The sequence below is a fragment of the Rhizobium etli 8C-3 genome, from assembly GCF_001908375.1.
In the GTDB taxonomy this organism is placed as follows: domain Bacteria; phylum Pseudomonadota; class Alphaproteobacteria; order Rhizobiales; family Rhizobiaceae; genus Rhizobium; species Rhizobium etli_B.
Window position 1 is genome coordinate 1256349 of sequence record NZ_CP017244.1, and the last position, 18191, is coordinate 1274539.

The following is an 18191-nucleotide window of genomic DNA, read 5'->3' on the forward strand; positions in this document are numbered from 1 at the left end:
GCCCTTCACTCCCGCTTCGCGCCCAACTCCGGACATAACGACGGCTTTGCCTAACGTACGAGGAGCCCCACCCAGAGTAGAAGTCGTGGGTCTCGTCGGCGTCCGGCGGCGGTCACTGGAGATTATCGGTCGCCGACCCCCAGTCAGGGTCGATGGCCCAGAGGCAGGCGGCGCAGTCGCAGCGGCAAGTTACGAGGCCGGGAAATTCGGCCACTCCGCCATGCCGTCCGAACGATCCTGGGCAGCCCTTCGATACGTGTAACAAACATGATGCTCTCTTGTATGAGAGGTCTGGCGGTGCTCTGCTTCGGCCGCTGTCCTTATCGTTGGGAGAAGACCATGCCGAACATGATGAAAGCAGCGGTTGTCCTCGATTTCAAAAAGCCACTGGTTATTGAGCAAATGCCGATACCAGACCCTGCGGATGATCAGATACTGGTGCGTTTCGCTGCGACAGGCGTCTGCCATACCGATCTTCACGCCGCCCGTGGGGATTGGCCCGTCAAACCAAGTCCACCGTTCATCCCAGGCCACGAAGGCGTTGGATATGTCGCCAAGGCCGGTCGTTCGGTGAAGCGGTTGAAGGAGGGCGACCGGGTCGGCGTTCCGTGGCTCCATACTGCTTGCGGATACTGCTCTCATTGCCGGACGGGTTGGGAAACATTGTGCGGAAGCCAGCAGAACACGGGCTATTCTGTCAATGGCTCCTTCGCCGAGTACGGCCTCGCCGACCCCGACTTTGTCGGCATTCTCCCTGACAACCTCGATTTCGGCCCGGCAGCCCCTGTCCTGTGTGCTGGCGTTACGGTGTACAAGGGCCTCAAGGAAACCGAGGTGAACCCTGGTGAGTGGGTAATGATCTCAGGCATCGGTGGCCTTGGACACATGGCCGTCCAATATGCGAAAGCGATGGGAATGCACGTCGTTGCCGTCGACGTTTCCGAAAGCAAGCTCACCCTTGCGAGCCAACTTGGTGCGGATATGACGGTCGATGCACGCAAGCCTGATGCAGTTGCGAAGGTCCAAAAGGAAGTCGGAGGCGTGCATGGCGCGTTGGTGACGGCTGTGTCTCCGAAGGCGATGGAGCAGGCTTTCCACATGCTGCGTTCCAGAGGGACGATGTCGCTCGTCGGACTGCCGCCGTCCATGATCAGCCTTCCCGTCTTCGACACGGTTCTCAAGCGCATCACGGTGAGAGGCTCGATCGTCGGCACACGCCAGGACCTTGAAGAATCCATCGGCTTTGCCGCTGACGGGAAGGTGGCGTCCCACTTCAGTTGGGACAAGCTTGAGAACATCAACGACATTTTCGCGCGCATGGAGGACGGCAAGATCGACGGCCGCGTCGTCATCGACCTCCAGTAGCTCGTCACGGAACACAAGGAGAAGTGCAATGCAAGGCTATATGACCAGACGCACGCTGATGCGGTTCGCAGGCGCAGCCGCCACAGTCGCGACGACATCAAACCTGCTCACGTCCGCGGCACGTGCAGACACGATTAGCGGGGACATGTACTGGGAACTCGTCCGCCACCAGTTCATCTTCCCGGACACCGCAATTCCGATGAATAGCGCGAACCTTTGCCCGTCCTTCGAGTCTGTGGCATCGAAGGTGGCAGAGTTGACCCGCGTCGTGGACTACGACGTTTCATTGAATAACCGGGCGCAGTTCAACGACCGGCTCTCCAGTTCAAGAATGAAGGTCGCGGCCCAGATCGGAGCCGATCCGGATGAAATCGCCCTGGTTCGAAACACCTCCGAGGCTAACAGCGTCATCACCAACGGTCTCGACTTCAAGTCGGGAGACGAGGTAGTCATTTGGGATCAGAACCACGTCACAAACAACGAGGCGTGGGATATCCGGGCCAGGCGGTTTGGCCTGAAGGTCGTGCGCGTGGCATTGCCGCGACGACCCGAGAGCGACGAACAAATCGTCGAGCTGTTCTCCAAGGCCTGCACCGACCGAACGAAGGCCGTCAGCTTCACCGAATGCTCCAACGTGAGCGGACTGAAGCTCCCGGCCAAGAAAATTGCGGCGATGGCTCGCCAGAAGGGCATCCATTGTCATGTCGACGGGGCTCAGAGCTGGGGCGCGTCGGCGCTCAACCTTCACGACATGGGATGCGATAGCTTCTCAGCCAGCGCGCACAAGTGGTTCATGGGTCCGAAGGAGGTCGGCATCCTTTACGTGCGCAAAGGACGCGCCGGCGGAATATGGCCAAACACGATCGGCTACACTGGAGAGATTAAGGTCGAACTCGACCTCGACAACGCAAAGAAGTTTGAAACGCTCGGGCAACGCGACGATGCGGCCATCGCAGCGATCGCGGACACTGCGGATATTCACACTCAGATCGGCCCGCAGCGTGTAGAAGCCCGCATCGCGGAACTCGCGAGCCAACTAAAGCAGGGATTAAAGGATCTCGGGGCTACCCTTGTCACTCCGGAAAATCCGGCGATGAGCGGCGGGGTTGTTGTGATAGAGGTTCCTAAGGAAAACCAAAAAACGGTGGTCGACACCCTTTATACAAAATTCGGGATAGCAGCCTCTTCCAGTGGCGGGTTACGACTTTGCCCCCACATTTACAATACACAGGCCCACATCCAACGTGCTCTGGAGGGAGTAGCCTCGATGCGTGGCCTTGTAAAAACCTGACCGATAGCGGTATCTGCTTGCCCTCGGCGGAGGTTCCGCCGGCTGATGGCGGCTTTGGGGCCGACAGCTGACGATATTTCGGCCGGATTTTTCACCAGACGGCGGCATCAGCTTATGGTGTTTCTGAAAACTTTGCCCTGCAGCCCGCGATTATCAAAGCCTTCCCAAACCGTCTTCCAGATCAAGCAGTTGCTCGATTGAAAAGGATCAAGGCGAAGGCTGCTTGGGCCATAAGCCGAAGATAAGCCTATGCCGGAAAGCGCCAAGAGCGGGCATCGGGACGAAACCAAGGCTATCAAAGACATCAGAACATCAAAACCATGGCGACCCGCCGAAGTGGATCGGCACCCTTTTCCACCTCCGAACGGAGAACGGACCGGAGGCGCGGCGAACATTTGTCTCGTGCAATGAGTTGGAACCCGAGAGATGTGTAGAAGGGTGCATTAAACGGCGCGAACCGATCCGTCGTGAGCGTCGCTCCACCCAGCTGTCTTGAGCGGCCCTCACTAAGCAGCGTCTCCATAAGCCTTCTTCCAAGACCCTTCTGTTGCCAGCTAGGATGCACGTCTATCTCTCCGATGTGGAGCCAGCCTTCGGTAACGTACGCTCCCCCGTAACCGACCGGGACACCATTCTCATCGAACACGGCGTAGAGGAACCCGTGGTCGAGGTACTGCTGCAACTCTTCGTCACTGCTTGCCGATGGCTCGCCGCTGACGGCATGTGCGTCGCGCAATGTTTCAAATGATGCCAGCTCTATGGTGCGCAAGGCGCAAAAGTGATCGCGGCTGGCCTGTTTGATTAGCATGTTCGATCCGAGTACGTGTCCTTTGGGCTACGGGAGATTGGCAGCGGCGACCGCAAAGGACAAGTTCGATGGTCCACATCGTTTGGTCCGATGCGCGGACTTTCGGTACAGGTCGCTTTGTTCATCCGCGAGCCGTTCCGCCAGCGCTCGCTTCAGCGTGACGCTGAGAGAAGCCGCACCCGCATCGGCGACTGCGTCGATCCGGTGCGGACGAAATCTGGGACGAGGCGGCACGCCATTGCGACGCTAAGAGCCTTGCGGCCTACGGCTTCGCCACGCCACCATGAATGTCTGAAACGGCTGAACATCGCGATGCCAGATCGCGGCCAATGGGATGCCTTAAGGTCTTGCCTGGCCGCCGCTGTCGAAGCGGCGGCCCCAACGCCTTGGGAGGCCTAGATGATACCACCGCCGCCAGCCACAGAGGCCGGACGTTCGGCAGAAACCTTTTTCCTGTAGTCGCTGGCGCGATAAGCCGCCACCGGATCAATGGCGCCGCCGGCGCGCCGACGCGCTTCGGCGAGGATCGGCTCGACGTCGGTTCGATACGCGCGCTTCAGCGTTTCCGTCGCCATCAGCGCATCATTTTCATTCTGATGGCCGGACAGCGCCTCGCGATCGACGATCAGGGCCTGTGCATAGGCGCGGCGGATTTCGCTGGCGCTATTGATCAGGCTTTCGATCGGGTCAGTGATATTATGCGACTGGTCGATCATGTGAGCCGGGTAAAAGCCCTTCACCCCGCGATGCTCGGCATCGACCAGCTCGTTAAAGACGAGGAACAGACGGTAAGGCTCGATTGCACCGGCATCGAGGTCATCGTCACCATATTTGGAATCGTTGAAGTGGAAGCCTCCAAGCTTGCCAAACTGAATCAGCCTGGCGACAATCATTTCGATATTGGTGTTCGGAGCATGATGACCGAGATCGACCAGGCATTGAGCTTTCGGCCCGAGGGTCTGCGCAATCAGATAGTTCGTGCCCCAATCCTGCACGACGGTCGAATAGAAGGCCGGCTCGTACATCTTGTGCTCGGAAAACAGCCGCCAGTCGTCGGGCAGCCCCTTGTAGATCTCCGCCATAGCCGCAAGATAGCGCTCGAAGGCTTTGGTAAAATGGCTCTGGCCGGGAAAATTCGAACCGTCGCCGACCCAGACCGTCAGCGCCTTTGAGCCGAGCGTCTTGCCGATCTCGATGCATTCCAGATTGTGCTCGATGGCCTGCTGTCGCGTCGCGGCGTCCGTATGGCTGAGTGAGCCATATTTATAGGAGTGCTTCTGACCCGGCGCGTCCGAGAAGGTATTGGAATTGACTGCATCGAAGCTGAGACCGAGCGCGTCGCCTTTGGCCCTCAACTCGCCGACATCAGCCTTGTCCCAGGGGATGTGGAGCGAAACGGTCGGCGTTGCCTGCGTCAGCTGGTGAATGACGGCGCAGTCGTCCAGCTTGTCAAAGATGCCACGCGGTTCGCCAGAGCCTGGAAAGCGGGCAAAGCGCGTACCGCCCGTTCCGACGCCCCAAGAAGGAACCGCCACGAAGAACGCCGAAACCTTCGTTGTAATGGCGTCGATATCGACGCCGCGGCGTGCAAGATTTGCTCCGAGGGCGTCGTAATCGGCCTTGTGAGCCGCCGCCCGCTTTGCATTTTCCTCGGCAATCAGATGCTGCGCAATCTTGAACTCGGCCATCAAATCCTCCCTGAAACACGAACCATAGGCCCTGTTGTGCGTTTAACTGCTTTATTATCCCACCCGCCACGAGGCTTCAGTGGACGTCATCCGCATCCTTCTCGCGATCATCCTGCCGCCACTTGGCGTCTTCCTGCAGGTCGGGCTCGGCCTGCATTTCTGGCTCAATATCCTACTGACGCTTTGCGGCTACCTGCCCGGGATCATTCATGCAATCTGGGTGATACTGCGGAAGTAGATCTCTAGCGCGGGAAGCTTTGGGCGTTGCCGGCATCGACGTTGATGATGTTGCCGGTGGATTTCGCCGAAAGATCCGACGCGAGGAAATAAATCGCCTCTGCGATATCTTCGGGAAAGACGTTGAGCTTCAACATCGAGCGCCTGCGGTAGTGTTCCTCCAGGTCGTCTACCTCGATCTTCGATGAAGCTGCACGCTGTTCGCGCCACTCGCCGCTCCAGATCTTCGAGCCGCGCAGCACCGCATCCGGGTTCACGGTATTCACGCGAATGCCTGCTTCTGCCCCTTCCAGCGCCAGGCAGCGGGCCAAGTGGATCTCGGCTGCCTTCGCCGTGCAATAGGCAGCCGCATTCGGCGAGGAGGCAAGGCCGTTCTTGGAGGCGACGAAGACGACGTTGCCGCCGAGGTTCTGGCGGCGGAACAGGCGGAAGGCTTCGCGCGAAACCAGGAAGTAGCCGGTCGCCAGAATGTCGATGTTCTTATTCCACATCGAGAGCTCGGTGTTTTCGATGGGCGCTGAAGACGCAATACCGGCGTTCGAAACGAGGATGTCGATGCCGCCAAACTCGACGCAGGATTCGGCAAAGGACGAGACCACCGCATCTTCCTTGGTGACGTCGAGCTTGACGCTGCGCACCGCATCCGCACCATACTTCTTCACGAATTCGGCTTCCGTCGCCTCCAGTGCCGACTGATCGATATCGGCAAGAACCACGCAGGCGCCCTCGCCTACCAGACGGGCCGCCGTCGCACGGCCGATGCCGCCGGCGCCGCCGGTAACAAAGGCCACCTTGCCGGCAAGGCTCTTCGGCTTTGGCATGCGCTGCAGCTTTGCCTCTTCCAAGAGCCAGTATTCAATATCGAAGGCTTCCTGTTCAGGCAGACCCTGATATTGGGAGACCGTCGAGGCACCGCGCATCACGTTGATGGCGTTGACGTAAAATTCGCTTGCGATGCGGGCCGTCGCCTTGTCGCGGGCGAAGGACACCATGCCGACGCCGGGAATAAGGAAGATGACCGGATTGGCATCTCGCATCGCCGGTGAATTGTCGTGTTTGCAGTCATTGTAATAGCGCGCGTAATCGACACGATAGTCTTCCAGAGCCTTGTCGAGACCGCCAACGATCGACTCCACGTCCGGTTTTTCCGGGTCGAGGTCGAGGATCAGCGGGCGGATCTTGGTGCGCAGGAAATGATCCGGGCAGCTGGTACCGAGCGCGCCGAGGGAACGGAGATCCTTCGAGTTGACGAATTCGAGCACGCCATCCTGATCATCGAAATGGCCGAGCTTGCGCTCCTGCTTGCCGATCCGCCCGCGGATTTCCGGCATCAGGCGGGCAGCGATGGCCCGGCGTTCAGCCAAGGGCAGGCTTTGCGTTGCCTGGCCGCCGAAGATCTTTTTGCCTTCAGTCTGCTGGGCGAACCATTCGATTGCCTTGTTGATGACGGCAAGCGTCAGCTCGTAGCAGGCCCTGGCGTCGTTCGCCCAGGTGAAGAGACCGTGGCTTTCGAGAACGACACCCTTGGCATCCGGGTTTGCCTTGACGAAGGCTTCAAGATCGAGACCGAGCTGAAAGCCGGGGCGGCGCCAGGGCAGCCAGCCGATCTCGTCGCCGAAGACCTCTTTCGTCAGTTCCTTGGAGTTCCTGGCTGCTGCGATCGCAATGATGGCGTCCGGATGCATATGGTCGACATGCGTGAAGGGCACAAATCCATGCAGCGGCGTATCGATCGAGGCGGCGCGTGAATTCAGGTTGAAGGTGCAATGCGGCAAAAAGCCGACCATGCGATCTTCGTCTTCGACGCCTTTGTAGATGCCCTTCAGTGAATCAAGCTTGTCCTGATAGAGCGTCGCAAAGCCATCGAGCTTAATGGTCCCGACATCGCCGCCAGACCCCTTGACCCAGAGAACCTTCACCTTCTCGCCGGTCAGTGGATCCGTTTCCATCACCTTTGCCGAGGTGTTGCCGCCGCCGTAATTGGTGATGCGCTTGTCAGCGCCAAGGAGGTTCGACCGGTACAGCAGCTTGCCGGGCTCATCGAGCCCTGTTGCGTAAGAATCATCCCAACGGTTCTCAAGTAGCCGGACGGTGGCCGCCATGTCATCCTCCCTTGTGTGCCTATGTAACCGGTGACGGTATCGCTCATCAAAATGCATATTGTCAATCGAAAACGATCAGAAACGACTATTGTGCAGCGCAATATGAAAATTTCTGATCGTTTTTGATTGACAGCTGTTAATGGATACGAAATAAATACGCACAGGGGAGGAGCCAAATGCACGAACGCGAACGCCATCGCATCATCCTGAGCGCAGTTCAGGAAAAGTCAGTGGTCACGATCCAGGATATTGCCGAGCTGACCGGAGCTTCCGAAGCTACGATCCGGCGCGACATCGCGGCTCTCCATGTGCAGGGCAAGATCCGACGCGTTCGCGGCGGCGCTGAAGCCGTCCATCCGCCGCAGCTCGGCAATCTCGCAGGACGCCCCTTTAGAGTTTCAGAATCGGTCAATATCGATAAAAAGCGCGCAATTGCGCGCGTCGCCGTGGATCTGTGCGACCCAGGCGATGCGATCATCATCAATGGCGGCACGACGACATTTCAGATGGTACACTTCATGTCGGCGCACCGCATGCAGGTCATGACCAATTCTTTCGCGATCGCCGAACACCTGGTAAAGCACACAAAGAATACGGTTACGGTGCCGGGCGGCGTGATCTATCGTGAACAGAGCCTCATTCTGTCGCCCTTCGACAATGACGCCATTCGCAATTTCTATGCACGCCGCTTTTTCATAGGGGCTCAGGGCGTCGGCCCGCTCGGCATCATGGAAGCCGACGCGCAGATCATTCAAAGCGAACAGAAGCTGATGCATCAGGCCGACGAACTCGTCGTCATGGTCGATTCCAGCAAGTTTCGACGTCGGTCGAGCCTCATTCTGTGCCCGCTCGAGCGTGTTTCGACGATCATCACAGACGATGGCATCCAGGAAGATTCCGTCAGGATGATCGAGGATGCAGGCATCAAGCTCGTCGTCGCGAGCGCTGGCCTGCAATCGGTGAAGGAGGATTCCTCGTCGGTCGCCTGAGAAGCGCCGTCCAGGGTGTAGTTAGTCTTAATCAAAGTGGGAGGATGAAAGCATGAAACTCGCAAAGAAACTCGCTGTGGGCGTCGCACTCGCCGTCGCCATGATGGCAGGCACGGCCAGTGCTGCCGACATGAAGATCGGCCTTGTCGTCAAGTCACTCGGCAACGGATTCTTCGACGCGGCCAACAAGGGCGCCCAGGAAGCCGCCAAGGAGCTCGGCGACGTCGAAGTGATCTATACCGGCCCGACCTCGACGACGGCCGAAGGCCAGATCGAAGTCATCAATTCGCTGATCGCACAGGGCGTCGATGCCATCGCGATTTCGGCGAACGACCCTGACGCAGTCGTTCCGGCTTTGAAGAAGGCTACCCAGCGCGGCATCAAGGTCATTTCCTGGGATTCCGGTGTCGCTCCTGAAGGACGCATCCTGCAGCTCAACCCGTCGTCCAACGAGTTGATCGGCAAGATGTGCCTCACTCTTGCGAAAAACCACCTCGACGGCGGCAAGGGAGATTTCGCGATCCTTTCGGCAACGACTACCTCGACGAACCAGAACATCTGGATCGATCAGATGAAGAAGCAGCTCAAGGATTTCCCCGGCCTGAACCTCGTCACGACCGTTTACGGCGACGACCTTTCCGACAAGTCCTACCGCGAAGCCGAAGGCCTCTTGAAGTCGAACCCGAATGTGAAGGTCATCGTCGCTCCGACGACGGTCGGCGTTCTGGCGGCATCCAAGGTCGTCGAAGACAAGGGCCTCATCGGTAAGGTCTATGTCACGGGTCTCGGCCTGCCGTCTGAAATGGCCGGTGCAATCAAGTCGGGCGCCACGAAGGAATTCGCCATCTGGAACCCGATCGACCTCGGCTATTCGGCCACGCAGATCGCCTATCGCCTCGTCAAGGGTGAGACCGACGGCAAACCCGGCAGCGAGATCGAAACCGGGCGCATGGGCAAGATCAAGGTTGGCGACAATGGCGAGGCCGCAATGGCAGATCCCTTCGTCTACAACGCTTCGAACATCGACCAGTTCTCCAAGGTCTTCTGATCCGGACCATCACGCAAAAAGCCCGGCGGCCTTGGGCCGCCGGGATTTCTCATTCGACACCGGTAAAGCGCTGATGAACACTGCCCTTCAACAAACCGCCACGGACCGCAAGGCCGCACAGGCGCCTGCCATTCTCGAAATGCGGGGCATTTCGCAGATCTTTCCAGGCGTAAAGGCGCTCGACAAGGTCAGCATCGCACTCTATAGCGGCAAGGTGACCGCGCTGATCGGCGAAAACGGCGCAGGCAAATCCACGCTCGTCAAGATCCTGACCGGCATCTACAGGCCGAACGAAGGCGAAATCTTCGTCGACGGCCAGCCCGTCACCTTCGCCAGTGCGCAAGCCGCAATCGATGCAGGCGTCACTGCCATCCATCAGGAAACTGTCCTCTTCGACGAACTGACGGTTGCCGAAAATATCTTTCTCGGCCATGCCCCGCTCACAAAGTTGCGCACCATCGACTGGAAGTCGATGAACAGCCGCTCGAAGGAGCTGTTGATTTCACTCGAAAGCAGCATCGATCCGACAATCCGGCTCAAGGACCTCTCGATCGCACAGCGTCATCTGGTTGCGATTGCACGCGCGCTTTCGATCGAAGCCCGCATCGTCATCATGGATGAACCGACGGCTGCACTTTCGCGCAAGGAGATCGACGATCTCTTCCGCATCATTGAGGCCCTGAAGGAAAAGGGCAAAGCGATCCTTTTCATAAGCCACAAGTTCGACGAACTTTACGAGATTGCCGACAACTTCGTCGTCTTCCGCGACGGGCGCGCCGTGGGAAACGGCAGGCTGAAGGAAACGCCGCAGGACGCGATCGTCAAGCTCATGGTCGGCCGCGATGTCGAGAACGTGTTTCCGAAGTTTCCGGTAGAGATCGGCGGCCCCGTTCTCGAAGTCCAGGATTATTGTCACCGAACGGAATTCCGGAATATTTCCTTCACGCTTCGCAAGGGCGAAATCCTCGGCGTCTATGGCCTGATCGGCGCTGGACGCTCGGAACTTTGCCAGTCGCTTTTCGGCATAACCAAGCCGCTCTCCGGCCGGCTCATGCTCGACGGCAAGGAAATTTCGATGGCTTCACCCCTCGAGGCCATCCGTGCCGGCATCGTCTATGTGCCGGAAGAGCGCGGCCGCCATGGCCTGGCGCTGCCGATGCCGATCTATCAGAACATGACGTTGCCTTCACTGACGCGCACTTCGCGCAAGGGCTTCTTGAAGGCCGCCAACGAATTTGCGCTGGCCCGTAAATACGCCGAGCGGCTTGACCTTCGCGCAGCCGCACTGTCGGTCCCCGTTGGCACGCTGTCTGGCGGCAATCAGCAAAAAGTCGTCATCGGAAAATGGCTGGCGACGCAGCCCAAGGTCATCATCCTCGACGAGCCGACCAAGGGCATCGATATCGGTTCCAAGGCGGCCGTCCACGGCTTCATCAGCGAGCTTGCCGCCGAAGGGCTCTCGATCATCATGATCTCCTCTGAGCTGCCGGAAATCATCGGCATGTCGGACCGTGTCCTGGTGATGAAGGAGGGGTTGTCGGCCGGTCTGTTCGAGCGCGCAGAGCTTTCGCCAGAGACACTGGTGCGTGCAGCGACGGGAAATGCATGAGGTGATGGAATGGCACGACTGATCAGAAAACGCGAAACCCTGCTCTTCCTCATCATCGTCTTGATGATCGGGGTCTTTTCGGTGCGCGCTGCAGATTTTGCGACGCCCTCAAACCTCGCCGGCATCTTCAACGATACCTCCATCCTTGTCATCCTGGCGCTCGCGCAGATGACCGTCATCCTGACCAAATCGATTGACCTTTCGGTCGCCGCCAATCTCGCCTTCACTGGCATGGCAATCGCGATGATGAATGCTGCCTTTCCCAGTCTGCCCCTGGTCGTCCTGATCCTTGCAGCGATTGCGATCGGCGCCTGCCTCGGTGCGATCAACGGCTTTCTTGTCTGGGCGCTTGAAATCCCCCCGATCGTCGTCACGCTCGGGACGCTGACCATCTACCGCGGCATGGCCTTCGTGCTCTCCGGCGGTGCTTGGGTGAACGCCCACCAGATGACACCGGCCTTCCTTTCCGTGCCTCGCACGCCCATCCTCGGCCTGCCGGTTTTGAGCTGGGTCGGGATCGCAATCGTACTCGTGATGTACATTCTGTTGAAACATACCCAGTTCGGAAGATCGGCCTATGCGACTGGCGGCAACCCGACGGCGGCCGTCTATGCTGGCATCGATACCGGTTGGACGAAATTCCTGGCCTTCGTGCTGTCCGGTTCACTTGCCGGCCTTGCAAGCTACCTGTGGGTCTCGCGCTATGCGGTCGCCTATGTCGATATCGCCAGCGGCTTTGAGCTCGACAGCGTCGCCGCCTGCGTCATCGGCGGCATCTCGATCGCCGGCGGCGTCGGGTCGGTCATCGGCACGGTGCTCGGCGCACTCTTCCTCGGCGTCATCAAGAATGCGCTTCCCGTCATCGGCATCTCGCCCTTCACACAAATGGCGATCTCAGGCACCGTCATCATCCTTGCTGTCGTCTTCAATGCCCGGCGCGAGCGCAGTCGCGGCCGTATCATCCTGCGCGACAAGGCAGCTGCAGAAACTCCAGCGGAGGTCGTCGCATGAGCACCATTTCCGCCCCAACCGAAAAGCGCGTCATTCCCGATCGTCTCGGCACACCGTTCCGCCGCATCATGGCCAGCTGGGAAGTACTGCTTTTCGGCGTTGCCATCTTGATTTTCGTCTTCAACTCCATGGCATCACCCTACTTCCTGAATGCGTGGAACCTTTCGGACGCAACCTTCAATTTCACCGAAAAAGCGATGATCGCCTTTGCCATGGCGCTGCTTGTGATCGCAGGCGAGATCGACCTTTCGGTTGCAGCCATCATCGCGCTTGCATCGACGGCCATGGGAGCGGCTGCGCAGGCCGGTATCGCGACACCAGGCCTCGTGCTGATCGGCGTCGGTACAGGTCTGGTGTGCGGAGTTTTCAACGGCGTCCTCGTTTCCGTGCTGAAACTGCCGTCGATCGTCGTCACCATCGGCACGATGAGCCTCTTCCGCGGCATCTCCTATATCGTGCTGGGGGACCAGGCATATGGCAAATATCCCGCCGATTTCGCCTACTTCGGCCAAGGTTATGTTGTCTGGGTGTTTTCCTTTGAATTCGTGTTATTCTTCCTGCTGGCAATCCTCTTTGCCATCCTGCTGCACGCCACGAACTTCGGCCGCCAGGTCTATACGATCGGCAATAACGATTTTGCCGCCCGCTTCTCCGGAATTCCGGTGGAACGCGTGAAATTCATCCTCTTCATGCTGACCGGGGTGATGAGCGGTATCGCAGCAGTGTGTCTCACCTCGCGCCTTGGCTCCACCCGTCCCTCGATTGCGCAGGGCTGGGAGCTCGAAGTCGTCACCATGGTCGTGCTCGGCGGCGTCTCGATCCTCGGCGGCTCGGGCACGATCGGCGGCGTCGTCATCGCAGCCTTCGTCATGGGTCTCGTTACCTTCGGCCTGGGCCTCCTCAACGTTCCGGGCATCGTCATGTCGATCTTCATCGGCTTGCTGCTCATCATCACAATTGCCATTCCGATCGTCGCCCGACGTATCAAAGCCATGAGTTCCAGATGACCCTTGAAAAACACGCCTTCAAGATGAAGCTCAATCCGGGCATGGAAGCGGAGTACAAGAAGCGGCACGACGAGATCTGGCCGGATCTCGTCGAGCTGCTGCACAAGTCCGGCGCGAGCGACTATTCGATCCATCTCGACCGCGAGACGAACACGCTCTTCGGCGTGCTGACGCGGCCGAAGGATCACACGATGGCGAGTTTGCCGGAACATCCTCTCATGAAAAAGTGGTGGGGCCATATGGCCGACATCATGGAAACAAATCCGGACAATTCACCGCGACAGAGCGACCTCGTCACCGTCTTTCACATGCCATGACCAAGCCGCCCGAATACCGCCGTATCGCCGTTTTCGATATCGGCAAGACGAATGCAAAAGTCGTCGTGCTCGACGGTCAAACCGGCAGGGAAACGGCAGCCGCAAAAACGGCGAATACAGTCATACGGTCCGGCATCTATCCCCACTATGATATCGACAGCCTTTGGGATTTTGCAGTCGGTGCGCTGAAGTCTTTCGCGGCAAAGCCCGGCTTCGACGCGATTTCGATCACGACCCATGGCGCGTCAGCAGCGCTGCTCAGCGCAGACGGCAAGATTGCGATGCCGGTTCTCGATTACGAGCATGAATATCCGCAAGAAATCCAAGACGCCTATACGGCGCTGCGCCCTTCCTTCGAGGAGACTTATTCACCGCGCCAGTCGATGGGGCTGAATGTCGGCGCCCAGCTTCATTATCAGAAGACGGCCTTTAGGCTGGAATTCGCAAAGGTGGCAACAATCGTCACCTATCCTCAATATTGGGCGGCACGGCTGACGGGCGTTACAGCCAACGAGCTGACCTCGCTCGGCTGCCATACAGATCTCTGGAACCCAAGAAAAGGCGAATATTCATCGCTCGTCGATCGGCTCGGCATTCGCAATCTCATGGCGCCGATCCGCTCTGCTTTCGACGCGCTCGGCCCCGTCCTGCCGGTCATCGCCGCCGAGATCGGCCTGGCCACAGAGGTCCCGGTCTATTGCGGGATCCATGATTCCAATGCTTCGCTGCTGCCGCATCTCGTTGCGCGCAGGGCGCCCTTTGCGGTTGTCTCCACTGGAACATGGGTTGTAAGTTTCGGCGTCGGCGGCGATCTCACCCATCTCGACCCGGAGCGCGATGCGCTCGCCAATGTCGATGCCTATGGCCGGGCCGTGCCGTCCTCCCGCTTCATGGGCGGGCGCGAGTTCGAAATTCTTTCCGCAGAAATTGGCAATGTTCGGCTGGAAGACGTCGCCGCAGCACTCGACCCGGTCGTTGCAGGACATCTGATGCTGCTGCCGAACGTGGCCCCCGGCTCCGGCCCCTTTCCCGACTGCAAGAGGCACTGGCTGAATGCCGATGGCGCAAGCCCTGCGCAACGCTACGCCGCCATGTGCCTCTACCTTGCTTTGATGACCGAGACCTGCCTCGGCCTGGTTGGCGCCGATGGGCCAGTCATCGTCGAAGGGCCGTTCGCGCTGAACGAGACGTATCTCAAGGTCCTCGCGGCATTGGTGGGACGGGAGGTGAGCGCGCTGCCTGGCTCGACCGGCACCAGCCAGGGCGCCGCATTGCTGACCGGTATCAGCCCCGCGCCCGGTCCGCAAAGACGTTTCACGCCAGCCACGATAACCGGTCTCAAGGAGTATCGTTGCGCCTGGCATAAAGCGATGGAATAACGGCTCTTTCCATTCGTGCTCTTTACCTCATCTCGAGCCGGCAGCTAATGTCGGCTCATTCAGAATCAGGCGCAGGAGATATCATGACGGATTCAAACGCGCTCTTCGATCCGCGTGCCCTTGCCGCGCGGCTTTTTAGCCTCCGCAATGCAGGCAAGCAGGCAAAGACTGCCGATTTCGCACTTCCAACCGACCTCCGCCACGCCATGGACGCGCAGAATATGCTTGCAGCCGAGCAAGCCATTACCAGCAGTGCGTGGAAAGTGGCGGCCTCGCCGGATGGCCAGGCTGTGGCTGCGCCGCTTCATCCCTATATCGAAGCCGATTCGGGTGCCGAAATAATCTGGTCCGACGGCATGAAATTTGAAGCGGAGATTGCCATTCGGCTCGGCACGGATCTGCCGATCCGCGATAGCGGCTACAGCCGGGCTGAAGTCGCCGATGCAGTCGCGACCGTCCATCTCGGCGCAGAACTCCTGGTTTCCGCCATTCAGGAAAGCGGCAGGGCCTGCTTTTTGCTTTTCCTTGCCGATCGCCTCGGAAACAGCGGCTATGTACTTGGTCCGCAAGTGCCGAAAACGCTCATCGACACGGCGACCGGAACGCCACTGAAAGTCACTGTCAATGGCCAGCCGGTCTACGATGCCCCCGCGCAGCATCCGAAGGGCGACGTGCTCACCTGGCTTGTCGGCTACGCCAATGACAGGTTGCGGCCGGAAAGCGCGCTGAAGTCAGGTGCGCTGATTACGACGGGGACCCTATGCGGCGCGATCGAACTGAACTCGCCCGGCAAGATCGACATCCTTCTTGGCGAGACCAGCAAGCTTCACCTTTCGCTAGTCGCGAAATAATCAGACCTTGCTGCGAAACATCTCGATGATGGCGGAAAAGTCCCTTCCGCCATTGCCCTGCTTTTCGAAGAGCGCGTAAAGCTGCGCGGCTTCGGCACCAAGCGGGGTTGATGCGCCGCTCGAAAGTGCCGCCTCCTGCGAAAGGCGCAAATCCTTCAGCATCAAGGCGGCGGCAAAGCCCGGTTTAAAGGCGTTGTTTGCCGGCGAGGTCGGAACCGGTCCCGGCACCGGGCAATAGGTATTGATGGACCAGCACTGACCGGACGATGTCGATGCAACATCAAAAAGCGCCTGGTGCGAGAGGCCGAGTTTTTCAGCCAGCACGAAAGCCTCGCAGACGCCGATCATCGATATTCCGAGGATCATATTGTTACAGATCTTGGCCGCCTGCCCAGCGCCCGCTTCGCCGCAGTGGACGATCTTCTTGCCCATGGCTTCAAGGATCGGCTTGGCCTTGGCGAAACTTTCTTGCGAACCACCCGCCATGAAAGTAAGCGTTCCCGCCGCAGCCCCGCCCGTTCCACCGGAGACGGGAGCGTCGAGCGAAAGGCAGCCTGCCGCCTTGGCCATCGCATGGGCCTTACGCGCACTTTCGACGTCGATGGTCGAGCAGTCGATCACCAGCGCTCCTGCGGCAATGGAAGCGAGAATGTCCGACCAGGCGGCCAGCACATGTTTCCCTTGCGGCAGCATCGTGACGACAGTCTCGGCACCGGCCACCGCCTGGCTCGCGTGGCTTGCAGGTTTCACGCCGGTTTCCTCTGCCGCCTTGAGAACCGGCGCGGCGAGATCGAAACCCGTCACCTCATGCCCGGCCTTGACGAGATTGGCCGCCATCGGCCCGCCCATGTTGCCAAGCCCGATAAATGCGATCCGTGCCATGGTGGCCTCCTATCTGTTGTCTTCGATAATCATTGCGGCCGCCTTTTCGGCGATCATGATCGTTGGAGAATTCGTATTGCCTGACGTGATCGACGGCATGATGGAGGCATCCGCGATCCTGAGCTTGGCGAGCGCGCGCAGCTTCAGCCGCGGATCAACGACACTGTCCTTGTCTGCGCCCATTCGGCAGGTTCCGACCGGATGGAAGATCGTCGTGCCGATGTCGCCCGCCGCCCGCTCCAGATCGGCCTCCGTCTGATAGGAGGGACCGGGTTTGAACTCCTCGGGCTGAAAGCGCGCAAAGGATGGCTGTGAAACGATCCGCCGTGTCAGCCTTATTGATCGAACAGCTATGTCGCGATCGCGCTCCGTCGAGAGGTATTTCGGAGCAATCGTCGGCTGCGTTGCAAAATCCGGGCTCGCAAGATGCACGGAGCCGCGGCTTTCCGGCCTCAGATTGCAGACGCTTGCGGTGATGGCCGGAAAGGCGTGCACCGGATCGCCGAACTTGTCGAGCGAGACCGGCTGTACGTGATACTGCAGGTCGGGAGTTTCCTTATCTGGCCCCGAGCGCGTAAAGATGCCAAGCTGGCTCGGTGCCATGGCCATCGGCCCGGATCGTCGGATCAGGTATTCGAGCCCGATAGCCGCCTTGCCGATCAACTTTGTCGCCTTCTCGTTCAGCGTCGGCACGCCGGTGACCTTGTAGGCGAGGCGAAGCTGCAGATGGTCTTGCAGGTTCTCCCCGACTCCCTTGACCTCGGCAACGACATCGACCCCGGCCTTGTTCAGCACATCGCCGCGACCGATGCCGGAGAGCTCCAGGATATGCGGCGAGCCGATGGAACCGGCAGAAAGGATCGTCTCTTTGGCCGCATATGCGCGCTTGGCGATGCCGTCGTGCTGGTATTCGACGCCGGAAATGGCACCCTCCTCCACAAGCAGCCGTCGCACTTGCGCCTTCATCAGAACAGTCAGATTGGCGCGCTTCATAGCCGGCCGGAGGAAGGCCTTTGCCGTGTTCCAGCGAATACCGGAGCGCTGGTTGACGTCGAAATAGCCGGAGCCTTCGTTGCTGCCGCGGTTGAAATCCTCCGTGATCGGAATGCCGGCTTCCCGAGCCGCCTGCTGGAATGCGTCGAGCACGGCCCAGCGCACCCGCGCTTTTTCCACGCGCCATTCGCCACCTGCACCATGCATCTCGTCGGCGCCGCGGTAATAATCCTCCGATCTGCGAAAGAAGGGCACGATGTCGCTCCAACTCCAGCCGCTGCATCCCATCTGCCGCCAAAGGTCGTAGTCGCGGGCCTGGCCGCGCATATAGATCATGCCGTTGATCGACGAACAGCCGCCGAGCACCTTGCCGCGCGGATAGCCCAGAGCCCGGCCGTTCAGCCCTTCCTCGGGTGCAGTTGTAAAGCACCAGTCGGTGCGCGGATTGTTGATGCAGTAGAGATAGCCGACCGGGATGTGTATCCAGTGGTAGTTGTCGTTGCCGCCGGCTTCCAGCAGTAGTACGCGGTTATTGCGGTCTTCGGATAGGCGGTTTGCCAGCACACAGCCCGCACTGCCAGCGCCGATGATGATATAGTCGTAGCGATCCATCT

At 59.3% G+C, this 18191-nt stretch carries 16 protein-coding genes; 11 read left to right on the forward strand and 5 right to left on the reverse strand.

The genetic code is table 11. The features are described 5' to 3' along the window. Window positions 1-339 precede the first annotated feature (339 nt). Both adhP and AM571_RS30885 read left to right on the forward strand, forming a co-directional pair. Window positions 340-1365: an alcohol dehydrogenase AdhP gene (adhP, locus tag AM571_RS30880; protein WP_074064761.1), complete on the forward strand. Its 1026-nt coding sequence runs from the start codon at window positions 340-342 to the stop codon at window positions 1363-1365. Between the two features lie 28 nt (window positions 1366-1393). Then, window positions 1394-2656, forward strand: a complete 1263-nt coding sequence (locus AM571_RS30885; RefSeq protein WP_074064762.1) for an aminotransferase class V-fold PLP-dependent enzyme — start codon at window positions 1394-1396, stop codon at window positions 2654-2656. 304 nt (window positions 2657-2960) lie between these two features. On the opposite strand, the gene AM571_RS30890 is transcribed toward AM571_RS30885, so the two are convergent. Together AM571_RS30890 and rhaI are read right to left on the reverse strand one after the other, a co-directional pair. Then, window positions 2961-3464 carry a GNAT family N-acetyltransferase gene (locus AM571_RS30890; RefSeq protein ID WP_074064763.1) on the reverse strand — a complete coding sequence of 168 codons (504 nt, stop codon included), beginning with the start codon at window positions 3462-3464 and terminating at the stop codon, window positions 2961-2963. 395 nt (window positions 3465-3859) lie between these two features. Continuing rightward, entirely contained in the window at window positions 3860-5152 is a 1293-nt protein-coding gene (gene rhaI, locus AM571_RS30900) for an L-rhamnose catabolism isomerase (protein WP_074064765.1), read from the reverse strand. A 79-nt stretch (window positions 5153-5231) separates the two neighbouring features. Between rhaI and AM571_RS30905 the strand changes: the two genes are divergently transcribed. Then, a complete protein-coding gene (locus AM571_RS30905) occupies window positions 5232-5390 on the forward strand; it encodes a YqaE/Pmp3 family membrane protein (protein WP_074064766.1) in 159 nt (52 codons plus the stop codon). 4 nt (window positions 5391-5394) lie between these two features. On the opposite strand, the gene AM571_RS30910 is transcribed toward AM571_RS30905, so the two are convergent. Further along, window positions 5395-7491, reverse strand: a complete 2097-nt coding sequence (locus AM571_RS30910) for a bifunctional rhamnulose-1-phosphate aldolase/short-chain dehydrogenase (RefSeq protein ID WP_074064767.1) — start codon at window positions 7489-7491, stop codon at window positions 5395-5397. Window positions 7492-7667: 176 nt separating this feature from the next. Between AM571_RS30910 and AM571_RS30915 the strand changes: the two genes are divergently transcribed. The 8 genes from AM571_RS30915 to AM571_RS30950 all read left to right on the forward strand — a co-directional run bounded on the left by AM571_RS30915 (window position 7668) and on the right by AM571_RS30950 (window position 15702). Beyond that, on the forward strand, window positions 7668-8480 hold the full coding sequence (locus tag AM571_RS30915; protein ID WP_074064768.1) for a DeoR/GlpR family DNA-binding transcription regulator: 813 nt from the start codon (window positions 7668-7670) through the stop codon (window positions 8478-8480). A 52-nt stretch (window positions 8481-8532) separates the two neighbouring features. Beyond that, window positions 8533-9528: a rhamnose ABC transporter substrate-binding protein gene (gene rhaS, locus AM571_RS30920; RefSeq protein WP_074064769.1), complete on the forward strand. Its 996-nt coding sequence runs from the start codon at window positions 8533-8535 to the stop codon at window positions 9526-9528. Window positions 9529-9601: 73 nt separating this feature from the next. Further along, entirely contained in the window at window positions 9602-11137 is a 1536-nt protein-coding gene (locus tag AM571_RS30925; protein WP_074065683.1) for a sugar ABC transporter ATP-binding protein, read from the forward strand. A gap of 9 nt (window positions 11138-11146) precedes the next feature. Beyond that, window positions 11147-12148, forward strand: coding sequence for an ABC transporter permease (locus AM571_RS30930; protein ID WP_074064770.1), 1002 nt, complete (start codon window positions 11147-11149; stop codon window positions 12146-12148). Next, window positions 12145-13155, forward strand: a complete 1011-nt coding sequence (locus AM571_RS30935; protein ID WP_074064771.1) for an ABC transporter permease — start codon at window positions 12145-12147, stop codon at window positions 13153-13155. Before AM571_RS30930 ends, AM571_RS30935 begins: the two co-directional genes overlap by 4 nt. Beyond that, a complete protein-coding gene (gene rhaM, locus AM571_RS30940) occupies window positions 13152-13472 on the forward strand; it encodes an L-rhamnose mutarotase (protein WP_074064772.1) in 321 nt (106 codons plus the stop codon). Before AM571_RS30935 ends, rhaM begins: the two co-directional genes overlap by 4 nt. Then, complete coding sequence (locus AM571_RS30945) at window positions 13469-14851, forward strand: FGGY-family carbohydrate kinase (RefSeq protein WP_074064773.1); 1383 nt, start codon at window positions 13469-13471, stop codon at window positions 14849-14851. The genes rhaM and AM571_RS30945 overlap by 4 nt, the downstream gene beginning before the upstream one ends. 83 nt (window positions 14852-14934) lie before the next feature. Next, the gene (locus tag AM571_RS30950) at window positions 14935-15702 is read left to right on the forward strand and encodes a fumarylacetoacetate hydrolase family protein (protein WP_074064774.1); all 768 of its coding nucleotides are present in this window, start codon (window positions 14935-14937) and stop codon (window positions 15700-15702) included. Here AM571_RS30950 and mmsB read toward each other — a convergent pair whose 3' ends face one another. Beyond that, window positions 15703-16584: a 3-hydroxyisobutyrate dehydrogenase gene (gene mmsB / locus AM571_RS30955; protein ID WP_074064775.1), complete on the reverse strand. Its 882-nt coding sequence runs from the start codon at window positions 16582-16584 to the stop codon at window positions 15703-15705. It lies immediately after the preceding gene. 9 nt (window positions 16585-16593) lie between these two features. Next, the gene (locus AM571_RS30960) at window positions 16594-18189 is read right to left on the reverse strand and encodes a GMC family oxidoreductase (protein WP_074064776.1); all 1596 of its coding nucleotides are present in this window, start codon (window positions 18187-18189) and stop codon (window positions 16594-16596) included. Window positions 18190-18191: the final 2 nt, after the last annotated feature.

Coding starts and splice junctions, on each gene's coding strand:
- adhP (WP_074064761.1), top strand. CDS start 340: ATGCCGAACATGATGAAAGCAGCGGTTGTCCTCGATTTCAAAAAGCCA.
- AM571_RS30885 (WP_074064762.1), top strand. CDS start 1,394: ATGCAAGGCTATATGACCAGACGCACGCTGATGCGGTTCGCAGGCGCA.
- AM571_RS30890 (WP_074064763.1), bottom strand. CDS start 3,464: ATGCTAATCAAACAGGCCAGCCGCGATCACTTTTGCGCCTTGCGCACC.
- rhaI (WP_074064765.1), bottom strand. CDS start 5,152: ATGGCCGAGTTCAAGATTGCGCAGCATCTGATTGCCGAGGAAAATGCA.
- AM571_RS30910 (WP_074064767.1), bottom strand. CDS start 7,491: ATGGCGGCCACCGTCCGGCTACTTGAGAACCGTTGGGATGATTCTTAC.
- AM571_RS30915 (WP_074064768.1), top strand. CDS start 7,668: ATGCACGAACGCGAACGCCATCGCATCATCCTGAGCGCAGTTCAGGAA.
- rhaS (WP_074064769.1), top strand. CDS start 8,533: ATGAAACTCGCAAAGAAACTCGCTGTGGGCGTCGCACTCGCCGTCGCC.
- AM571_RS30925 (WP_074065683.1), top strand. CDS start 9,602: ATGAACACTGCCCTTCAACAAACCGCCACGGACCGCAAGGCCGCACAG.
- AM571_RS30930 (WP_074064770.1), top strand. CDS start 11,147: ATGGCACGACTGATCAGAAAACGCGAAACCCTGCTCTTCCTCATCATC.
- AM571_RS30935 (WP_074064771.1), top strand. CDS start 12,145: ATGAGCACCATTTCCGCCCCAACCGAAAAGCGCGTCATTCCCGATCGT.
- rhaM (WP_074064772.1), top strand. CDS start 13,152: ATGACCCTTGAAAAACACGCCTTCAAGATGAAGCTCAATCCGGGCATG.
- AM571_RS30945 (WP_074064773.1), top strand. CDS start 13,469: ATGACCAAGCCGCCCGAATACCGCCGTATCGCCGTTTTCGATATCGGC.
- AM571_RS30950 (WP_074064774.1), top strand. CDS start 14,935: ATGACGGATTCAAACGCGCTCTTCGATCCGCGTGCCCTTGCCGCGCGG.
- mmsB (WP_074064775.1), bottom strand. CDS start 16,584: ATGGCACGGATCGCATTTATCGGGCTTGGCAACATGGGCGGGCCGATG.
- AM571_RS30960 (WP_074064776.1), bottom strand. CDS start 18,189: ATGGATCGCTACGACTATATCATCATCGGCGCTGGCAGTGCGGGCTGT.